The organism is Streptomyces sp. NPDC040622, from assembly GCF_055593965.1.
Genome location: NZ_JBVIXD010000011.1, coordinates 1 through 18,789 on the forward strand (window position 1 = coordinate 1; position 18,789 = coordinate 18,789).

Here is an 18,789-nt window from a genome sequence, read left to right on the forward strand (position 1 = left end):
TGAGTTCTCAAGGAACGGACGCTTCCTTTGTACTCACCCTCTCGGGCTTTCCTCCGGGCGCTTCCCTTCGGTGTTTCTTTTGTTCTTGCGTTTCCAACTCTACCAGATCCGTTTTCCGTTCCGTTTCCGGTTCGGATTTCATTTCCGGTGGCCGTTGGGGGCCTTTGCCTTTCGGCGTGTTCACTACGTTAGCGGATTCCCTCCGCAACTCATAATCGAGTTCCGCGAGTTCGAATTCGGGCATGCGGGCACGCCGAATAGGACCCCGCCAAGGGGAAGTCGTTAGGTAGTGGTTGGCCGCTTCCAGCTGCTGGCAGATTGCCGTCACCGGGTCAAGCGGCTCGGACTACATTACGGAGGCACCAACGCCGCGTCAAGTTCGTCGGCGCCGGGGCGCATGGGCCCGATAAGGGCTGACCGTAGGGTCGTTGACCGTCCAGAAGCGCCACGGGTGGACACCGCCCTCGCCGGCCACGCCCGTGCGGGGACCGCTCCCGACCTGGTCGGAGGGGGTCGGGGTGCCGGTCAGGAGGGTGAACGGGGAGTCCGGGGCGCCGCAGACGTCGCTGCCGTCGAACCGTCGGTCCACGTCGAGGGCGGTGGCCATGCGTGCGGGGCCTTTGGCCAGTTCCCTGTCGTTGCGGGCCGAGAGTCGTCGTGTGCGCGCCAGGTCGGCGCCCTCCGTGATCTCTCCCGCGCGCAGCAGCACCGCGCCCGCCGTGCCGTCCGGACCGCACACCAGGTTCATGCAGTGCCACATGCCGTAGGTGAAGTAGACGTACAGGTGTCCGGGCGGGCCGAACATCACGCCGTTGCGGGCCGTACGGCCGCGATACGCGTGCGAGCCGGGGTCCGCCTCCCCCGCGTACGCCTCCACCTCCGTCAGGCGGAGCTCGATCGGCCCTTCGTCGGAGTCGCGTACGAGTACGCGACCCAGCAGGTCCGGAGCCACGTCCAGGACAGGGCGGTCGAAGAAGTCACGTGTAAGGGGCGTACGGTCAGGTGCCGCGATCATGGCGACCGAGGGTAATGCACGTGGTCTGCGCACGCGGGTGGCCTTCGGACCGCCCGATGGCCAGGGTGATGACGCGGAACCGCGCGCGGTCCCCTCGCGTTTGTACCGATCAAGTATGCAAGTCGAGACGAACCACAGGCGGCGGCCTGGGGAGGAGAGTCATGGGGTTCAAGAAGCTGCTCGCGAGTCTGGGGGCCGGTGGCGCCTCGGTGGAGACCGTGCTGACCGAGGTCAACGTGGTCCCGGGCGGCGTGGTCCAGGGCGAGGTGCGGATCCAGGGCGGGTCGGTGGACCAGCAGATCGAGGGGCTCTCCGTCGGTCTGCAGGCACGCGTCGAGGTCGAGGGCAACGACCAGGAGACCAAGCAGGACATCGAGTTCACCAAGCTGCGGCTCGGTGGCGCCTTCACCCTGCAGGCCGGCCAGGTGCACGCCGTGCCGTTCGGCCTGGAGATCCCCTGGGAGACCCCGGTCACCAGCATCGACGGTCAGCAGCTGCGCGGCATGAACATCGGTGTGACCACCGAGCTGGAGATCGCGCGCGCCGTGGACTCGGGCGATCTGGACCCGATCAACGTGCACCCGCTGCCGGCGCAGCAGGCCCTCCTGGACGCCTTCATCCAGCTGGGCTTCCGCTTCAAGAGCGCCGACATGGAGCGCGGTCACATCCGCGGTACGCGGCAGAAGCTGCCGTTCTACCAGGAGATCGAGTTCTACCCGCCGCAGCAGTACCGCGGTCTCAACCAGGTCGAGCTGAGCTTCATCGCCGACGACCGCGAGATGGACGTCGTCCTGGAGATGGACAAGAAGCCGGGGCTCTTCAGCGAGGGCAGCGACTCCTTCCGCTCGTTCAAGGTGGGGCTGAACGACTTCCAGGGCACGGACTGGGCGGCGTACCTGAACGAGTGGCTGTCCCAGGTCGGCAGCAAGCGCAACTGGTTCTAGGCTCGGGGAGGATCAGCGAGGACCAGCAATCAACCAGGAGGTGCCGACGTGAGCGAGCTCAAGAGGCCGCCGCTTCCCCATGACTTCCACCCGCCCGTGCCGTCGTTCACGGTCGTGAGCGAGGACTTCGAGCCGGGTGCGGTCCTTGCGGACGCTCAGGTCTACGCGGCCGGGAACACCTCGCCGCAGCTGCGGTGGGAGGGCTTTCCGCCGGAGACCAAGAGCTTCGCCGTGACGTGCTTCGACCCGGACGCCCCCACGGGCAGCGGGTTCTGGCACTGGACCGTCTTCGACATCCCGGTCGCGGTGACCGAGCTGCCGGGCGGTGCGGGCAGCGGCAAGTTCGAAGGGCTGCCCGAGGGCGCGGTGCAGGTGCGCAACGACTTCGGGACGAAGGAGTTCGGTGGTGCGGCGCCGCCGCCGGGTGACCGGCCGCACCGCTATGTGTTCACCGTGTATGCGGTGGACCAGGAGAAGCTGGGGCCCGACTCCGACGCGCCGCCCGCGTTCGTGGGCTTCAACCTCCGGTTCCACACGCTGGCGCGCGCCCAGGTGATCGCCGAGTACGCGGCTCCCGCGGAGAGCTGAGCGGTCGACGTGAACTGAGCGTTCACCGATTGTTTGCCCGCCTCTGGTCATGGAAGTGATCAGAGGCGGGCATTTTTTATTGCGTTGTCCATCTCGGCGTGCCCGGCCAGAGTTGATCCCAGCCCGCCAGGCGGTGGGCCGGTGCATACGGGAGGTGGGCAGGTTGATGCGGGACACGCTGGTGCTCAACGCGAGCTTCGAGCCGCTCTCGACGGTGTCGCTGAACCGGGCCGTCGTTCTGGTGCTCCAGGACAAGGCCGTGGTGGAGCACGCCCACCCCGGACTCCGTGTGCGCGCCGCGGCGATCGACATCCCCGTGCCCCGGGTGATCAGGCTCTGCAGATACGTGCGGGTGCCGTTCCGAAGACAGGCGCCGTGGTCGAGGCGGGGTGTGCTGGTGCGGGACGGTCACCGGTGCGCGTACTGCGGCAGGCGCGCCACGACCGTGGACCACGTCATACCGCGCTCGCAGGGCGGTGCCGACTCCTGGCTGAACACGGTGGCCTCGTGCGCGCTGGACAATCACCGCAAGGCGAACCGGACTCCTGACGAGGCCGGGATGCCGTTGCTGCGGCAGCCGTTCGAGCCCACGCCTGCCGACGCGATGCTGCTGTCTCTCGGGCGGGACGAGTTGGCCTCGTTGCCCGAGTGGCTGGCGCAGCCCGCGGCGTAGGACTCCGCGCCCCTTGCGGGGCGCGTCGTCCGACGGGGTCGCTCAGTCGATGCGCGGCTGTTCGCGGCGCTCCGTGCCGGAGGAGCCGCCGCTGCCCGAACCGCCGCCCATGGGGTTGAAGTTGCCGAGCGCGCCGCCGAGGCCCTTGAGGGCGTCGCCGATCTCGCTGGGCACGATCCAGAGCTTGTTCGCGTCGCCCTCGGCGATCTTCGGGAGCATCTGGAGGTACTGGTACGAGAGGAGCTTCTGGTCCGGGTCGCCGGCGTGGATGGACTCGAAGACCGTGCGGATCGCCTGGGCCTCGCCCTCGGCGCGCAGAGCCGCGGCCTTGGCCTCACCTTCGGCGCGCAGGATCGCGGACTGCTTCTCACCTTCGGCGCGCAGGATCTCCGACTGCCGGACACCTTCGGCCTGGAGGATCGCGGCGCGCTTGTCACGGTCGGCGCGCATCTGCTTCTCCATCGAGTCTTGGATGGAGGTCGGCGGCTCGATCGCCTTGAGCTCGACGCGGTTGACGCGGATGCCCCACTTGCCGGTGGCCTCGTCGAGGACGCCGCGCAGGGCCGCGTTGATCTCCTCGCGGGAGGTCAGGGTCCGCTCCAGGTCCATGCCGCCGATGATGTTGCGCAGGGTGGTGACGGTGAGCTGCTCGATCGCCTGGATGTAGCTGGCGACTTCGTACGTCGCGGCCCTGGCGTCGGTCACCTGGTAGTAGATGACGGTGTCGATGTTGACCACCAGGTTGTCCTGGGTGATCACCGGCTGGGGCGGGAAGGGGACGACCTGTTCACGGAGGTCGATGCGGTTGCGGATCGAGTCGATGAACGGGACGACGATGTTCAGTCCGGCGTTCAGCGTGCGTGTGTAGCGGCCGAAGCGCTCCACGATGGCGGCGCTCGCCTGCGGGATCACCTGGATGGTCTTGATCAGGGCGATGAAGACCAGCACCACCAGAATGATCAGGACGATGATGATTGGTTCCATCGTGGCTCCCCGTACCCTTCATGCCTCGGCGAAGATCTTGCTGGTCGAGTCTGTCAGACCGTCGTACAACCCGTGGGGCATTCACATGACGACGGCCGTCGCTCCGTCGATCTCCACGACGTCCACTTCCTGGCCGGCTTCGAAGGCGCGCTCCGTGTCGAGCGTGCGGGCCGACCAGATCTCGCCCGCGAGCTTGATGCGGCCGCCCGATGCGTCGACCCGTTCGAGGACGAGGGCCGTTCTGCCCTTCAACGCCTCGACTCCGGTGGCCAGTTCGGGGCGCTGTGCGCGATGCCTGGCCGCGACCGGGCGTACGACGCCGATGAGCGCGACGGAGACCGCGGCGAAGACCACGACCTGCAGCACGGTGTCGCCGCCGAGGCCCGCTGTCACGGCGGCCGCGACGGCGCCCACGGCGAGCATGCCGAGCTCCGGCATCGCGGTCAGTACGAGCGGGATTCCGAGCGCGGCCGCCGCGATCAGCCACCACACCCATGCGTCGATGTCCACATGGTCATGGTAGGTCCGCGGGCACCCTGCGGGACAGGGCGCAGGCGGCTCAGCCGAGCGGCAGGCCCGTGGCGGTCCAGCGGTCGTTCCGCTGCTCGACGACCAGCGGGAGGCCGAAGCAGAGGGAGAGGTTGCGGGAGGTGAGCTCCAGCTCCAGCGGGCCCGCGGCCATGACCTTGCCCTGGCGGATCATGAGGACGTGCGTGAAGCCGGGGGCGATTTCCTCGACGTGGTGCGTGACCATGATCATCGAGGGGGCGATCGGGTCGCGGGCGAGGCGGCCGAGGCGGCGGACGAGGTCTTCGCGGCCACCGAGGTCGAGGCCGGCGGCGGGCTCGTCGAGGAGCAACAGCTCGGGGTCGGTCATCAGGGCACGGGCGATCAGGGTGCGCTTGCGCTCGCCCTCGGAGAGGGTGCCGAACTTGCGGTCGAGGTAGTCGCTCATGCCGAGGCGGTCGAGGAAGGCGCGGGCGCGCTGCTCGTCGACGTCCTCGTAGTCCTCGTGCCAGCCGGCGGTCATGCCGTACGCCGCGGTGAGCACCGTCTGGAGGACGGTCTGGCGCTTGGGCAGCTTCTCTGCCATCGCGATGCCCGCGACGCCGATGCGCGGGCGCAGCTCGAAGACGTCGGTGCCCGGCTTGCCGAGGGTCTCGCCGAGGATGGTGGCGGTGCCGGTGCTCGGGTAGAGGTAGCTGGACGCGACGTTCAGGAGGGTGGTCTTGCCCGCGCCGTTCGGGCCGAGGATGACCCAGCGCTCACCCTCCTTCACCGACCAGGAGACCTGGTCCACCAGAGCCCGGCCCTCGCGGACCACAGATACGTCCTCAAGCTCCAGTACATCGCTCATGAGCGCGCTGTCTCCCATTGCAGTCTCGGTCGTCGCTCGCGCCTGTGGACGCGGCCCCCGGATAAAACCTACGCCACCGGCCGACCGTTCCTGTCGTGAGCCCGGTCCTTAGGCTGTGTGCATGCTCTCGGAACCACGCTCAGGACGCCTGGCCGCATGGGGAAATGCCCTTTTGGCCGGACTTGTTTCTCCGGATGACGCCGTGCTCGCCATGGTCGGCGAGGACGCGGTGCACCGGGTCGAAGGACTGCCCGGCGAGTCGGCCCCCGTCGGGCTCACGCTCGCCCTGGGGCGGCTGCGCTCGCTGGGGGTGACCGGACTGCGGGTGGCGCTGCCCGCGCCGGGGCATCCGCTGGGACTGAGCGGTCCCCCCGCGTTCAACGCGCGCGCCCTGGAGGCCGAGGAGGCCGTCGTCGCGTTCGGCGCGCCGTACGGGCTCGTGCCGGAGGTGTACGAGGCGGGGCCCGAGGGTGACGTGCACGTCGAGGTCGTCTGGCACTGTCTGCCGGTGCGTGAGGCGCCGCCCGCCGACGTTCCCTCGCTCGGCGAGGCGGAGCGCGAGCTCGCCGAGGCACTGCGGGAGGCGACTGAGGTGCTGTCCCGGCTCGATGTCGCGGGGTCGGGTCCGGTCGCGGAGGCGGCGCTCGACGCGTACCGGGCTCGGGCGGAGCGCGGCCGCGAGGTGCTCGCGCCCGGCTATCCGCCGCGCGCGGTGCGGGTGTTGGAGCTGGCGCAGCGGGTCGGTCTGCTGATCTCGCTGGCGTACGAGAACGGGCACGGCGGGGCGGTGAGCGCCGCGGAGATGGCCGCGCGGGGCGAGGCCCTGCGTCCCGTGGAGCGGACGGCGCGGCGGGCCCAGGTGGCCGCGTACAACGCGTATGTCGAGGAGCGGGAGCGGGGCGGGCGCTGAAACCGGTGAGCGGCTGAGCCGGTGAGCGTGCGGGCCGGGTCCGTTGTACGGGAGGGGTCCGCGACGCCGGGGGCCCCGCGGACCGGTGTGGTCGGCGGGGCCCGGGGCGGAGCCGGTGGCTCAGTGGTTCACGGTGCCGTTGGCGAACGCCGGGTTGAGGATGCCGACCACGTTCACGCTGTTGCCGGTGACGTTGACCGGGACGTCGACGGGCACCTGGACGAGGTTGCCGGAGCCGACGCCCGGCGACTTCGTGGCGGCACCGTTGGCCTGGGCGTCCGAGGTGGCGGACGCGGCGCCGGCGGTGGCACCCGCGGCGATGCCGGCGGCGACGACGACCAGGGCGGCCTTCTTGGCGATGCTGTTCATGGGAAGTGCTCCTCGTGCAGACATGGGCGACCCCGGCGACGGGGTCGGGATCAGAAGGGGTGTGCGGCGCACGGTGGGTGCGCGGATCGTGACCGGCTCCGCCACGGGCACGTCGGCGGACCGGCCGGCCGCGGAACCGCTCGCGGAGGTGCGGGCGGCGCGTCGCGGCGTGCGATCAGAAGTTCTCGCAGACGTTTCCGAACGTCGGGTTCAGCGCGCCGATGACGGTGACCGTGTTGCCGCAGGCGTTCACCGGGATGTGGACCGGGGCCTGGACCAGGTTGCCGGAGACGACGCCGGGAGACTTCTTGGCGACACCGTCGGCGTGCGCGCCACCGTGCGCGGAGGCCATACCGGCGCCGGCCGCGACCAGGCCACCGGCCACCATCGTGACGGCGGCGGCCTTCTTGAGGTTCTTCACTTCTACGATCCTCCTGAGCGGAAGCTGCGGCCAACCGCCGCAGCACGCCCTGGAGAACGGTCCGGCCGCCCCGGGGGATACGCCAATTGGGGGACATCCACACGACGGTATGAATCTCAGCCCGGAAGGCGACGGTCCGCTCCGCGCCCCGGCGCGCGCCGCCGGAGCGCCCGTCAGCGCCCTGATCAGCCCGCCACTCCGTGGCGCACGGCCCAGAGCGCGGCCTGGGTACGGTCGGCCAGGTCCAGTTTCATCAGGATGTTCGAGACGTGCGTCTTGACGGTCTTCTCGGAGAGGACGAGGGCGCGGGCGATCTCACGGTTGGACCGGCCGTCGGCGATCAGGCCGAGCACCTCGCGCTCGCGCTCGGTGAGCGAACCGCCCCTGCCCTGGCCGGTGCCGGTCTCCTCCTGGGAGAGCAGCGCGCCCGCCACCTCGGGCTGCAGCAGGACGTGTCCCGCGTGCACGGAGCGGATGGCGCCGGCGAGCGCGTCCGGGTCGACGTCCTTGTAGACGTACCCGGCGGCGCCGGCGCGCAGGGCGGGGACGACCGTGCGCTGTTCGGTGAAGCTGGTGACGATGAGCACGCGCGCGGGGTTGGCCAGTTCGCGGAGCTTGCGCAGTGCCTCGACGCCGTCCATGCCGGGCATCTTGACGTCCATCAGGACGACGTCCGGCCTCAACTCCTCGGCCCGCGCGACCCCTTCGGCACCGTCCGACGCCTCGCCGACGACGTCGATGTCCTCCTGGATCTCCAGGAACGTGCGCAGACCGCGGCGGACCACCTGGTGGTCGTCGACCAGCAGCACCCGGATCCCTGTCTTCGAGTCGCGCGCGGCGTCAGCCACCGGGAACCTCCATCTCGATCGTTGTGCCCTTGCCGGGCTCCGATTCAACGGTCAGCCGTCCGCCGACCCCGCTCGCCCGGTCCCGCATGGAGACCAGGCCGAGGTGGCGCCCCGCGCGTCGTATCGACTTCGGGTCGAAACCCGAGCCGGTGTCGGCGACGCGCAGGACGGCTCCGGCGCCGCGCTTGTCCAGGACCACGGCGACGTGCTCCGCGCCGGAGTGGCGCAGTGCGTTGTGCAGGGCCTCCTGGGCGACCCGCAGCATGGCTTCCTCCTGCGAGGCGGGCAGCGCCCGTACGCCGTTGCTCTCGAAGGTGACCCGCGCGGAGTGCGCGCGGTCCAGTACGTGGATGTGGGTGCGCAACGTGGCCACCAGGCCGTCCTCGTCGAGGGCCGCCGGGCGCAACTCCACGACAGCGGCCCGCAGTTCGTCCGCAGCCTCGGCCGCGAGGACCGCCACCTGCTGCAGTTCGCCCTTGGCCCGGGACGGATCGCGGTCCACCAGGGCCGCGGCGGCCTGGGCCGTCAGGCGCAGCGAGAAGAGCTTCTGGCTGACGGCGTCGTGCAGTTCGTGGGCGAGGCGGGAGCGCTCCTCGGCGATGGTCAGCTCGCGGCTGCGCTCGTACAGGCGGGCGTTGGTCAGCGCGATGGCGGCGTGCTGGGCGAGGATGGAGAGGAGGTCCGCGTCGTCCTCGGTGAAGCCACAACCGCCCAGCGGCTTGGGGCAGTTCTTGTTGGCGAGGAAGAGCGCGCCGAGCGTCTCGTCGTCCGAGCGGATGGGGACGCCGAGGAAGTCGGACATGTCGGGGTGGGCGGCGGGCCAGCCGCCGAAGCGGGGGTCCTCGCGCACGTCGCCGAGGCGTACGGTCTCGCCCTTCTGGAGCATCGAGGCGAGGATGCCGTGCTGCCGGGGCAGCGGGCCGATGGCCTTCCACTGGTCGTCGCTGACGCCGTCGACGACGAACTGGGCGAACCCGCCGTGGTCGTCGGGGACCCCGAGCGCGGCGTACTCGGCGTCGAGCAGCTCGCGGGCCGAGGCGACGATCGTCTTGAGGACGTCGCGCACCTCCAGGTGCCGGCTCATGGCGAGGAGCGCGGAGCTCACCGCGGTCAGGCCGGATCGGGGTCCTTGACTCATGGTCACACCGTACCGGCGGGGTGTGACAGTGCGTATCCGTCCTGTGGAGGCCCCCGCCTAGGTCCCTGGTCCTAGGCGGGGGCCTAGGCCGCCGGACCGGCTTAGGGCGAAGGGCCCCGGGGAGTTGCGGCTCGCGCACGAGGTGTCCGGGGCGGGGCCGTTCCTACGGTGAGGGTCCGGCGGAACGGCGTGCGGCGCCCGCCGGGCGACGGTCAACGACCCGAGGGGACGGATGTCATGCCGGTAGCGATCATCACGGGGGCTTCGAAGGGGCTGGGGCGCGCGCTGGGCGCGGCTCTCGCGGAGTCCGGCTGGGACCTCGTACTCGATGCCAGGACGGCCGGGGTCCTGGCCGATGCGGCGCGGGAGCTGGGCAGGTACGGCACGCGCGTGGAGGCGCGGGCCGGGGACGTCACCGATCCGGGGCACCGCGCGGAGCTGGTGGCCGCGGCCCGCCGCCTCGGCGGTCTGGATCTGCTCGTGAACAACGCGAGTGCGCTGGGCGCGGAACCCCTCGTACGCCTCGACGGTCTGGCGCTCGACGGGCTGCGGGCGGCGCTGGAGACGAACGTGGTGGCGGCCCTCGGTCTGGCCCAGGAGGCGTTGCCGCTGCTGCGGGAGTCCGCGGGGGCGGTGGTGAACGTCAGCTCCGACGCGGCCGTGGAGGCGTACGAGACGTGGGGCGGTTACGGGGCGTCCAAGGCGGCACTCGACCATCTCTCCGCGGTGCTGGCCGAGGAGGAGCCGGGGATCCGGGTGTGGGCGGTGGATCCCGGGGACATGCGGACGGATCTGTACCGGGCGGCGGTGCCCCTGGACGATCCGTCCGGGCGGCCGCTGCCGGAGAGCGTGGTGCCCGCCTTCGTGCGGCTCCTGGCCGAGCGGCCCGCCAGTGGCCGTTATACGGCGACGGCGACGGCTGAGAGGTCGACGGGACCGGCGGGACCGGCGGGACCGGCGGGATCAGCGGCGGCATCGGCGGGCGCGCGATGAGCGTGCTGGGCGCGCCGCTGCGCGTACCGGACTCGCTCGTCGCCCGGGTGCCGCCCGAGCAGCGGGGCCCGGGCCGGGGCAGGGACGCGGTACGGCTGCTGGTGTCGCGCGGCACACGGACCACGCACCACCGGTTCACGGAGCTGCCGTCGCTGCTGCGGGCCGGGGACCTGCTCGTCGTCAACACCTCACCGACCCTGCCGGCGGCCGTGGACGGGAGGCTCGGGCACGCACGCGTGGTGGTGCACTTCTCCACCCGGGGTGCGGACGGGCGGTGGGCGGTGGAGCTGCGCGACCCGGACGGGGAGGGCACCACACGCGCGCGTGGCGGTGGTCCGTCCGGTGCGGTGGTGCGGCTCCCCGAAAACGCACACCTTGTATATGAGGAGCCGATGGCGGCGGGCGGGCAGCGGCTGTGGTGGGTGCGGGTCTCCGCCGACGTGCCGGAGCTGCTGCGGCGGCACGGGCGCCCCATTCGCTACTCCTATACAGACAGGGACCAGCCGCTCGACGCGCACCAGACCGTGTTCGCGCTGGAGTCGCGGGACGGGGCGGGGAGCGCGGAGATGCCGAGCGCGGGGCGGCCTTTCACGGCGTCGACGGTGACGGAGCTGGTGACAAGGGGCGTGCAGTTCGCGCCGGTCGTGCTGCACACCGGTGTCGCCTCGCAGGAGGCGCACGAGCCGCCCTACCCGGAGCTCTTCGAGGTGCCGCGGACATCGGCGCGGCTGATCAACGCGGCACAGGCGGCCGGCGGCCGGGTCGTCGCGGTCGGTACGACCGCGGTGCGTGCCGTCGAGTCCGCCGCGGGGCCCGACGGCGTGGTGCGGGCGGCAAGCGGCCGCACGGAGCTGGTGGTGACGCCGCGGCGCGGCGTGCGGGTCGTGGACGGGCTGCTGACGGGACTCCACGAGCCGGCGGCCTCACACCTGCTGATGCTGGAGGCGGTCGCGGGGCGGGCCGCGATCGAGCGGGGTTACGCGGAGGCGGTACGCCGTCTCTACCTGTGGCACGAGTTCGGCGACGTACATCTCCTCCTCCCGGAGGAGTTTGCTCACCGAGAGCGTTGCTGAGGCAACTCATGGTGAGACTGTTACGTGTCCGATGTGAGCCCGCGCATAGGACACACATCACGTACGAAGGTCCCTAGTGGATAAGGAATCCCTTTATGTGCGGGGGGTGCGGGGCGCGAAGGGGCTCTTCGCACCCCCCGGTCCACTACCCGGGATCGTACGTCACACCTTTGCCACGGAATTTTGCTGCCGCTAAGAATTGCTCCCGTCGCTCGGCGCCGCGGTCTCACCACCGCGGCGTTTGTGCCGGAGAAGCACCCTGTCCCCGCCGGACCAGAGCGACCTCCGCCATTCGAAGAGGTCCACTCGCATGTCCAAGCACAGCACCCCTGGTCATAGTCGCTCCACCGTGACCAGGACCCAGAAGTTCTCGATCGCCGGTGTCGCCACGCTCGGCGCCGCCGCTCTCGCGTTCTCCCTCGTGCCGGGCAGCTCCGAGGCCACCACCACCGAGGCCACCGACGTCTCCCCCGTGGCCTTCGCCGCGTCCGCCGGTACGCAGCAGGCGGTCCACGCCAACGTCACCAAGCAGCAGTCCAACGCCGACCAGCAGGCCAAGGACGCCGCCGCGAAGGCCGCCGCCGACAAGAAGAAGGCCGACGAGGCCAAGAAGGCCGCCGACGAGGCGGCCGCGAAGAAGAAGGCCGAGGACGAGCGCAAGGCCAAGGAGGCCGCGAGCCGCGCCGCCGCCCGCAAGCCCGTCTACGCCAACAACCTCGACGGCTGGATCCGCCAGTCCCTGGACATCATGAAGTCCAAGGGCATCCCCGGTTCCTACGAGGGCCTGCACCGCAACATCATGCGCGAGTCGACGGGCAACCCGAACGCCATGAACGGCTGGGACGTCAACGCCCAGAACGGCACCCCCTCGGTCGGCCTGCTCCAGGTCATCCAGCCGACGTTCGACGCGTACCACGTGGACGGCACGTCCACGAACATCTACGACCCGGTCGCCAACATCACCGCGGCGGCCAACTACGCGGCCGACAAGTACGGCTCGATGGACAACGTGAACGGCGCCTACTGAGCCTTGATCGCCTGATCAACGGACCTCTTCAGCCGAAGACGAGGCCCACGGACGCCGAAGGGCGGCACCCCGTACGGGGTGCCGCCCTTCTCCTGTGCCCGAAGGCACTTACTTGCGCATGACCTCCGGCTCGTGCCGGCGCAGCAGGCGCGCGACCGCGAAGCCGCAGGCGACGCCGATCAGCAGCAGGACCGTGATGTTCAGACCCCACTGACCCACCGAGTGCTCCCACAGCGGGTCCAGGTCGTTCGGCTTCTTCGGGTCCCACGGCGGCATCAGGTGTGAGAGGTCGAGCGTGGCGCCCGCGCCCGCGATGGCCCAGCGGGACGGCATCAGCCAGGCGAACTGCTCCAGGCCGGGCGAACCGTAGATCTGGAAGAGGACACCGGTGAAGACGACCTGGACGATCGCGAACATCACCAGGAGCGGCATGGTCTTCTCGGAGGTCTTCACCAGCGAGGAGATGACCAGGCCGAACATCATCGACGTGAAGCCCAGGGCGATGATCACCAGGCAGATCTCGACGGCCGGGGGCATGAGCAGGCCCTCTTCCGGCATGTCGCGCGTCGCGAAGCCGATGCCGCAGATGATGACGCCCTGGATGGCCGTGATCACGCCGAGGACGATGACCTTCGACATCAGGTACGCGGAACGGGAGAGGCCGGTCGCCCGTTCCCGTTCGTAGATGACCCGTTCCTTGATCAGCTCACGTACGGAGTTGGCGGCGCCCGAGAAGCACATGCCGACCGCGAGGATCAGCATGATCGTGCCCGCGTCGCCGTTGAACTTGACCGGCGGTTTGGGTGGCGCGAGGCCGAAGTCGGCCGGGATCACGACGCTCACGATGCCGAGGACCGCGGGCAGGATCACCATCAGGCCCATGAAGCCCTTGTCGGAGGCGATCACCGACACGTAGCGGCGGATCAGGGTCCACAGCTGCGAACCCCAGCCCTGCGGTTTGGGCGGCCGGACCGCCTGGGGCGGCGGCATCTGTACGGACTGTGCGGCGACGGCGTCGATGTCCGCGGCGTACATCTGGTAGTGCTGCGAGCCCTTCCAGCGGCCCGCCCAGTCGTAGTCGCGGTAGTTCTCGAAGGCGGAGAAGACGTCGGCCCACGTGCTGTAGCCGAAGAAGTTGAGGGCTTCCTCCGGCGGGCCGAAGTACGCCACCGAACCGCCCGGCGCCATCACCAGGAGCTTGTCGCAGATCGCCAGCTCGGCGACCGAGTGCGTGACGACGAGGACCGTACGGCCGTCGTCGGCGAGGCCGCGGAGCAACTGCATGACGTCGCGGTCCATGCCCGGGTCGAGGCCCGACGTCGGCTCGTCCAGGAAGATCAGCGACGGCTTGGTCAGGAGCTCGAGGGCCACCGAGACGCGCTTGCGCTGGCCACCGGAGAGGGAGGTGACCTTCTTCTCCTTGTGGATGTCCAGCTTGAGCTCGCGCAGGACCTCGCCGATCCGCTGCTCGCGCTCGGCCTCCGTGGTGTCCGCGGGGAAGCGCAGCTTGGCCGCGTACTTGAGGGCCTTCTTGACGGTCAGTTCCTTGTGCAGGATGTCGTCCTGCGGGACCAGACCGATGCGCTGGCGCAGCTCGGCGAACTGCTTGTACAGGTTCCGGTTGTCGTAGAGGACGTCGCCCTGGTTGGCGGGCCGGTAGCCGGTGAGCGCCTTGAGCAGGGTGGACTTGCCGGAGCCCGAGGGTCCGATGACCGCGATGAGCGACTTCTCCGGGACGCCGAAGGAGACGTCCTTGAGGATCTGCTTGCCGCCGTCGACCGTGACCGTGAGGTGGCGGGCCGAGAAGGAGACGTCACCGGTGTCGACGAACTCCTCGAGCTGTCCGCCGACGAGGCGGAACGTCGAGTGACCGACGCCGACGATGTCATGGGCGCCGATCAGGACCGTCGAGGACTTCGCGATCGGCTGGCCGTTGACGTACGTGCCGTTGTGGGATCCGAGGTCGTGGATCTCGAAGCGGCCGTCGGGCGTCGCCGTGAACTCGGCGTGGTGGCGCGAGACCTGCAGGTCGGAGACGACCAGCTCGTTCTCGAGGGCACGTCCGATGCGCATCTTGCGGCCCAGCGCCAGCTGGTGGAACGTCGTCGGGCTGCGGTCGCCGTAGACCGGCGGGGCCCCCGCGACACCGCCGGATCCCGGAACCTTCTGTGCGAACTGCTCGGACGGGCCACCCTGCTGCGGGGGCACGTGCGGCTGGTGCTGTTGCTGGGGCTGGTGCTGCTGGGGCTGCTGTTGCGGCCAGCCCTGCTGCTGCGCCTGGTACGGAGCCTGCTGCTGGGGTGCCTGATGCTGCGGAGCCTGCTGCTGAGCTGCCTGGGCGGCCCAGCCGGGAGCCTCCTGCTGGTGCTGCTGGGGCGCGTGCTGCGGCGCGGCCTGCTGCTGGGCGTGCTGCTGGGGCGCCGAGACGGCGGCCGCGGCCGCGCCCGACGCGCCGCCCGACACGTTCACCCGCGGACCGTCGGTCGCGTTCCCCAGGTTCACGGCCGAACCAGGGCCGATTTCCATCTGGTGGATCCGCTGGCCCTGCACGAAGGTGCCATTGGTGCTGCCGTGGTCCTCAATGACCCAACTGCGCCCGCTCCAACTGATCGTCGCGTGACGCCAGGACACCCTGGCGTCGTCGAGCGGGATATCCCCCTGCGGATCACGTCCGAGGGTGTACGGCCTGGACGGGTCGAGCGTCCAGGTCCTGCCATTCAATTCCAGTACGAGTTCCGGCACTCCATGCCCCACTGAGTTGTCCCCCGAGCTAGCCCCCATCGATGGGGAGTCTAGGGATGTCGAACATCGGGAGGAACTATTTCAGGCGGAGGGCTCTGACCGAAAGTCGGGCCTTGTGAAGACTGCGTACGGGCGTGAAGGGTTGCACCGTTGACGGGGAAGAAAACGCCCCGGAGAGTGGTAAGCACCCATCAGTGCATACGGATCATGCTCATTGGGCGCATTTCACCCATCACGCTCATCGCCACCACTAGGCCTATGAGTCGTGTGAAACGCATGGAACGCGTGCGTCGTGGTGATGGGTCGGCGCACTGCGGTTCGGGGGGTCCTCATGACGGCCGGCGAGCACAAAAGCGAAGGCCGGGGCGTGCGGTGGGGCGACGTCCTGCTCTCCGCGATCGCCGCGGTGAGTTGGGCTCTGGTCGGCATGGCGGGGACGGCCGCACTCGCCCTGCACCTGCTCGACGCGGACGCGGCGGGCGCACTCGGGCCGATGACGGCGGCGACCGTCGCGCTCGGCGCGGGAGGTTCGGTCACCCCGTCCGGCGACGTCTCGGCCTTCGGCCTGGACGGCGCGGAAGCGACCACGACGATCGATATCGCGCCACTCGGTGTGGGGCTGGTGGGCGCGCTGCTCCTCGCCCACTTCTTCCTGCGCTCCCTGCGCGGGGCGGGCGTCGTCATCCCGCCCGCCGAACTCGCCGCGCGCGTCGGCGCGGTGATCGCCCTCTTCCTCGCGATGCTCGCGGGGCTCACCTGGGCCGGTCACGACATCATCACGATCGACGGTGAGCAGCTCGGCATCGACAAGGGCATCGACAAGGGGCTCGACGAGCTGCCGGGCGGCATCGGCGACAAGCTGCCCGGCGGGATCGGGGACATCGGCGGGCTCCTCCCCGACCGGCTCGGCGACCTCGCGAAGGCGAAGGCCTCGGTCGGGTTCACCGTGGACACCGCGCCGACGCTGCTCGGCGGGGCGGCCTGGGTGGCCGGCGTCCTGCTCATCGCGCTGCTCGCCTCGCGACGCACCCCGCTGCCGCGCGCCCTGGACGGAGTGCACCGGGTGGTGCGGCCCGCCGCATCCGCGCTGGTCACGGTGGTGCTGGTGGCGGTCGCCGCGGGGTTCGCCGCGGCGGCGTACGCGATGGTCGGGGACGACCACCCACGTCGGATCGCGGGTGCCGCCCTGCTCGGGGCGCCGAACGGCGTGTGGCTCGGCATCCCCGTCGGGCTCTTCGTGCCGTGGGACGGCAGGGCGACGGGTGCCCTCACACGCTTCCTGCCGGACCCGGTGGACGACCTCCTGGCGGGGTCCTCCGACAAGCCGCTCACGCTGGGGCGGCTCGCCGAACTCGACGGGAGAATCTGGCTGTTGGGTGTCGCGGCGGCGGTCATGATGCTGTTCGCCGGGGTGCTGACGGCCGCCAGGACGCCCCGGGGTCCCGGCACCATGTCCGTGGCGGGCTTCGCGGGCCGCTGCGGGCTGCGGCTCGGCGTGGTGACCGCGGTGGGGCTCCCGCTGCTCGCGTGGCTGACCGCGGTGTCCGCCGACGCCTCCTTGTCCGTACTCGGCTTCGACGCGTTCGGCGCGGGGGTCGAACTGCACGCGCGGCTGGGGATGGCGGTGCTGCTCGGGGCGGTGTGGGGGCTCGGGGCGGGGGTGGCGGGGGCGCTGCTCGCGGCGGCCACGGGGGCGGCGGGCGGCAGGGCGTCCGCGCTCGGGCTCGCCGGGGGTGCGACCGGGGCCGGAGGTGCGGCGGAGGGGTCCGCCGTCGGGGCCTCCGCCTCCGCCGCCCCCGGGCCGGCCGGGACGGGACCGGTCGGGGCCGGGCAAGCCGGAGCGGGGCAGCCCGGGGCCGGGCAAGCCGGTGCGGGACCGTACCGGCCCAGCGCTCCGCACCGGCCGCCGAACCCCGACACCAACCCCTATCTGCGGCTGCCGCGGGACGGCACCGGTCCCCCGCGCGGCGACGCGTCGGCGCCGCCCCCTCGGGGCGCCTCCGGTGCGCCGACCGTGGTGGGGCCGACGGTTCCGCCGCCCCGGCCCAGGAGGCCGCGCACCCGTTCCGGGGACTGGCCTCCGCCGCCACCGCCCCCACCGCCCCCACCGGAGCCGGGTCCGCCGCCCGCACCGGGCAGGCCGCGCGGACCTCGCTGACGACACGCGACGAGCGAACGGGCGCGCGTGCGGGGACTAAAAGGGCGGGCGTGCGGGGACGAGAGGACGCGCCGAAGCGGCGCAAGCGGAACAAGACGTGACAAGCGAAAACCAAGGGTGTCCGGCACGCGGACCGCCGGGGCGCCCGCGCGGAGCGGGCGGATACCGTAGGGATCACCATGAGTGCTTCGCAGCCCCCTCAGCCCGCCGACGTCCCGACGCTCCTCGTCAAGATCTTCGGCAAGGACCGCCCCGGCATCACCGCCGGCCTCTTCGACACCCTCGCCGCCTACTCCGTCGACGTCGTCGACATCGAGCAGGTCGTCACCCGCGGCCGCATCGTGCTGTGCGCGCTCGTGACCGAGCCGCCCGCCGGCCTGGAGGGCGATCTGCGCGCCACCGTCCACAGCTGGGCCGAGTCCATGAAGATGCAGGCCGAGATCATCTCGGGCATCGGCGACAACCGGCCGCGCGGCGTCGGCCGTTCGCTCGTGACCGTCCTCGGCCACCCCCTGACCTCCGAGTCGACGGCCGCCATCGCCGCCAGCATCACCGCCACCGGCGGCAACATCGACCGTATCTTCCGGCTCGCCAAGTACCCGGTCACCGCGGTGGAGTTCGCGGTCTCCGGCACCGGGACCGAGACACTGCGCACCGCCCTGGCCATAGAGGCCGCGAAGCTCGGCGTGGACGTCGCGGTCGTCGCGGCGGGCCTGCACCGCCGCGCGCAGCGCCTGGTCGTGATGGACGTCGACTCGACGCTCATCCAGGACGAGGTCATCGAACTCTTCGCCGCGCACGCCGGCTGCGAGGCCGAGGTCGCCGAGGTGACGTCGGCGGCGATGCGCGGCGAGCTGGACTTCGAGCAGTCGCTGCACGCCCGCGTCGCGCTCCTCAAGGGCCTGGACGCCTCGGTCGTCGACAAGGTCCGCTCGGAGGTACGGCTCACGCCGGGCGCCCGCACCCTCATCCGCACCCTGAAGCGTCTGGGCTACCAAGTGGGCGTCGTTTCGGGCGGGTTCACGCAGGTCACCGATGATCTGCAGGAACGTCTCGGCCTCGACTTCGCGCAGGCCAACACCCTGGAGATCGTCGACGGCAGGCTCACCGGCAAGGTGACCGGCGAGATCGTCGACCGCGCGGGCAAGGCGCGCCTCCTGCGCCGCTTCGCCACGGAGGCCGGGGTCCCGCTGGAGCAGACGGTCGCGATCGGCGACGGGGCGAACGACCTCGACATGCTGAACGCGGCGGGCCTCGGGGTCGCCTTCAACGCCAAGCCCCTGGTCCGCGAGGCCGCGCACACCGCGGTGAACGTCCCGTTCCTGGACACCGTCCTCTATCTGCTCGGCATCACCCGCGAAGAGGTCGAGGCGGCGGACACGCACGCCGACTGACGGCGCCACTCCGGTTGTGCGTCGCATCCGGTACGTCGTGGGGGGGGGGGAAAAAGGGGGGGGGGGGAGAAAAAAAAAAAAAAAAAAAAAAAAAAAAAAAAAAAGGGGAGGTAGTCTGTGTCTCCCCCCCCGGCGGGGACCACTAGTTAACGAGG

General features: G+C 70.7%; 17 protein-coding genes and 1 pseudogene. 9 read left to right on the top strand and 9 right to left on the bottom strand.

Features of this window, described 5'->3' with window-relative positions; all coding sequences use genetic code 11:
• Positions 1-373 precede the first annotated feature (373 nt).
• Positions 374-1,015 carry a DNA-3-methyladenine glycosylase gene (locus ACZ592_RS30140; RefSeq protein ID WP_471584834.1) on the bottom strand — a complete coding sequence of 214 codons (642 nt, stop codon included), beginning with the start codon at positions 1,013-1,015 and terminating at the stop codon, positions 374-376.
• A 161-nt stretch (positions 1,016-1,176) separates the two neighbouring features.
• Between ACZ592_RS30140 and ACZ592_RS30145 the strand changes: the two genes are divergently transcribed.
• The 3 genes from ACZ592_RS30145 (at position 1,177) to ACZ592_RS30155 (ending at position 3,220) form a co-directional block, all read left to right on the top strand.
• Positions 1,177-1,959, top strand: a complete 783-nt coding sequence (locus tag ACZ592_RS30145) for a sporulation protein (RefSeq protein WP_471584835.1) — start codon at positions 1,177-1,179, stop codon at positions 1,957-1,959.
• A gap of 48 nt (positions 1,960-2,007) precedes the next feature.
• Positions 2,008-2,547 carry a YbhB/YbcL family Raf kinase inhibitor-like protein gene (locus tag ACZ592_RS30150; RefSeq protein ID WP_471584836.1) on the top strand — a complete coding sequence of 180 codons (540 nt, stop codon included), beginning with the start codon at positions 2,008-2,010 and terminating at the stop codon, positions 2,545-2,547.
• Positions 2,548-2,713: 166 nt separating this feature from the next.
• On the top strand, positions 2,714-3,220 hold the full coding sequence (locus ACZ592_RS30155) for an HNH endonuclease (protein WP_471584837.1): 507 nt from the start codon (positions 2,714-2,716) through the stop codon (positions 3,218-3,220).
• Between the two features lie 42 nt (positions 3,221-3,262).
• On the opposite strand, the gene ACZ592_RS30160 is transcribed toward ACZ592_RS30155, so the two are convergent.
• From ACZ592_RS30160 to ACZ592_RS30170, 3 genes and pseudogenes are all read right to left on the bottom strand, one after another.
• Positions 3,263-4,204 (bottom strand): SPFH domain-containing protein, encoded by a 942-nt coding sequence (locus ACZ592_RS30160; RefSeq protein WP_361171475.1) that lies wholly within the window; start codon positions 4,202-4,204, stop codon positions 3,263-3,265.
• Positions 4,205-4,285: 81 nt separating this feature from the next.
• The gene (locus tag ACZ592_RS30165) at positions 4,286-4,714 is read right to left on the bottom strand and encodes an NfeD family protein (RefSeq protein WP_471584838.1); all 429 of its coding nucleotides are present in this window, start codon (positions 4,712-4,714) and stop codon (positions 4,286-4,288) included.
• Positions 4,715-5,030: 316 nt separating this feature from the next.
• Positions 5,031-5,579: pseudogene (locus tag ACZ592_RS30170) on the bottom strand (ABC transporter ATP-binding protein); the annotation flags it as partial.
• A 103-nt stretch (positions 5,580-5,682) separates the two neighbouring features.
• Here ACZ592_RS30170 and ACZ592_RS30175 point away from each other — a divergent pair.
• A complete protein-coding gene (locus tag ACZ592_RS30175; RefSeq protein ID WP_471584839.1) occupies positions 5,683-6,471 on the top strand; it encodes a hypothetical protein in 789 nt (262 codons plus the stop codon).
• A 120-nt stretch (positions 6,472-6,591) separates the two neighbouring features.
• Here ACZ592_RS30175 and ACZ592_RS30180 read toward each other — a convergent pair whose 3' ends face one another.
• The 4 genes from ACZ592_RS30180 to ACZ592_RS30195 all read right to left on the bottom strand — a co-directional run bounded on the left by ACZ592_RS30180 (position 6,592) and on the right by ACZ592_RS30195 (position 9,247).
• The gene (locus ACZ592_RS30180; RefSeq protein WP_471584840.1) at positions 6,592-6,840 is read right to left on the bottom strand and encodes a chaplin; all 249 of its coding nucleotides are present in this window, start codon (positions 6,838-6,840) and stop codon (positions 6,592-6,594) included.
• A 175-nt stretch (positions 6,841-7,015) separates the two neighbouring features.
• Positions 7,016-7,261 carry a chaplin gene (locus tag ACZ592_RS30185; RefSeq protein WP_471584841.1) on the bottom strand — a complete coding sequence of 82 codons (246 nt, stop codon included), beginning with the start codon at positions 7,259-7,261 and terminating at the stop codon, positions 7,016-7,018.
• A 185-nt stretch (positions 7,262-7,446) separates the two neighbouring features.
• Positions 7,447-8,109 carry a response regulator gene (locus ACZ592_RS30190; protein WP_471584842.1) on the bottom strand — a complete coding sequence of 221 codons (663 nt, stop codon included), beginning with the start codon at positions 8,107-8,109 and terminating at the stop codon, positions 7,447-7,449.
• Positions 8,102-9,247, bottom strand: coding sequence for a GAF domain-containing sensor histidine kinase (locus ACZ592_RS30195; RefSeq protein ID WP_471584843.1), 1,146 nt, complete (start codon positions 9,245-9,247; stop codon positions 8,102-8,104). Before ACZ592_RS30195 ends, ACZ592_RS30190 begins: the two co-directional genes overlap by 8 nt.
• Before the next feature lie 237 nt (positions 9,248-9,484).
• Here ACZ592_RS30195 and ACZ592_RS30200 point away from each other — a divergent pair, with 237 nt between their 5' ends.
• From ACZ592_RS30200 to ACZ592_RS30210, 3 genes are all read left to right on the top strand, one after another.
• Positions 9,485-10,240, top strand: a complete 756-nt coding sequence (locus tag ACZ592_RS30200; protein ID WP_471584844.1) for an SDR family NAD(P)-dependent oxidoreductase — start codon at positions 9,485-9,487, stop codon at positions 10,238-10,240.
• A complete protein-coding gene (locus ACZ592_RS30205; protein ID WP_471584845.1) occupies positions 10,237-11,313 on the top strand; it encodes an S-adenosylmethionine:tRNA ribosyltransferase-isomerase in 1,077 nt (358 codons plus the stop codon). Before ACZ592_RS30200 ends, ACZ592_RS30205 begins: the two co-directional genes overlap by 4 nt.
• Before the next feature lie 310 nt (positions 11,314-11,623).
• A complete protein-coding gene (locus ACZ592_RS30210) occupies positions 11,624-12,340 on the top strand; it encodes a transglycosylase SLT domain-containing protein (RefSeq protein WP_471584846.1) in 717 nt (238 codons plus the stop codon).
• 108 nt (positions 12,341-12,448) lie between these two features.
• On the opposite strand, the gene ACZ592_RS30215 is transcribed toward ACZ592_RS30210, so the two are convergent.
• On the bottom strand, positions 12,449-15,082 hold the full coding sequence (locus ACZ592_RS30215) for an ABC transporter ATP-binding protein/permease (protein ID WP_471584847.1): 2,634 nt from the start codon (positions 15,080-15,082) through the stop codon (positions 12,449-12,451).
• Between the two features lie 331 nt (positions 15,083-15,413).
• Between ACZ592_RS30215 and ACZ592_RS30220 the strand changes: the two genes are divergently transcribed.
• Both ACZ592_RS30220 and serB read left to right on the top strand, forming a co-directional pair.
• Positions 15,414-17,240 carry a streptophobe family protein gene (locus ACZ592_RS30220; protein WP_471584848.1) on the top strand — a complete coding sequence of 609 codons (1,827 nt, stop codon included), beginning with the start codon at positions 15,414-15,416 and terminating at the stop codon, positions 17,238-17,240.
• A gap of 179 nt (positions 17,241-17,419) precedes the next feature.
• Positions 17,420-18,634 (top strand): phosphoserine phosphatase SerB, encoded by a 1,215-nt coding sequence (gene serB / locus ACZ592_RS30225; protein ID WP_471584849.1) that lies wholly within the window; start codon positions 17,420-17,422, stop codon positions 18,632-18,634.
• Positions 18,635-18,789 lie beyond the last annotated feature (155 nt).

Coding starts and splice junctions, on each gene's coding strand:
- ACZ592_RS30140 (WP_471584834.1), bottom strand. CDS start 1,015: ATGATCGCGGCACCTGACCGTACGCCCCTTACACGTGACTTCTTCGAC.
- ACZ592_RS30145 (WP_471584835.1), top strand. CDS start 1,177: ATGGGGTTCAAGAAGCTGCTCGCGAGTCTGGGGGCCGGTGGCGCCTCG.
- ACZ592_RS30155 (WP_471584837.1), top strand. CDS start 2,714: ATGCGGGACACGCTGGTGCTCAACGCGAGCTTCGAGCCGCTCTCGACG.
- ACZ592_RS30160 (WP_361171475.1), bottom strand. CDS start 4,204: ATGGAACCAATCATCATCGTCCTGATCATTCTGGTGGTGCTGGTCTTC.
- ACZ592_RS30175 (WP_471584839.1), top strand. CDS start 5,683: ATGCTCTCGGAACCACGCTCAGGACGCCTGGCCGCATGGGGAAATGCC.
- ACZ592_RS30180 (WP_471584840.1), bottom strand. CDS start 6,840: ATGAACAGCATCGCCAAGAAGGCCGCCCTGGTCGTCGTCGCCGCCGGC.
- ACZ592_RS30195 (WP_471584843.1), bottom strand. CDS start 9,247: ATGAGTCAAGGACCCCGATCCGGCCTGACCGCGGTGAGCTCCGCGCTC.
- ACZ592_RS30200 (WP_471584844.1), top strand. CDS start 9,485: ATGCCGGTAGCGATCATCACGGGGGCTTCGAAGGGGCTGGGGCGCGCG.
- ACZ592_RS30205 (WP_471584845.1), top strand. CDS start 10,237: ATGAGCGTGCTGGGCGCGCCGCTGCGCGTACCGGACTCGCTCGTCGCC.
- ACZ592_RS30210 (WP_471584846.1), top strand. CDS start 11,624: ATGTCCAAGCACAGCACCCCTGGTCATAGTCGCTCCACCGTGACCAGG.
- ACZ592_RS30220 (WP_471584848.1), top strand. CDS start 15,414: ATGACGGCCGGCGAGCACAAAAGCGAAGGCCGGGGCGTGCGGTGGGGC.
- serB (WP_471584849.1), top strand. CDS start 17,420: ATGAGTGCTTCGCAGCCCCCTCAGCCCGCCGACGTCCCGACGCTCCTC.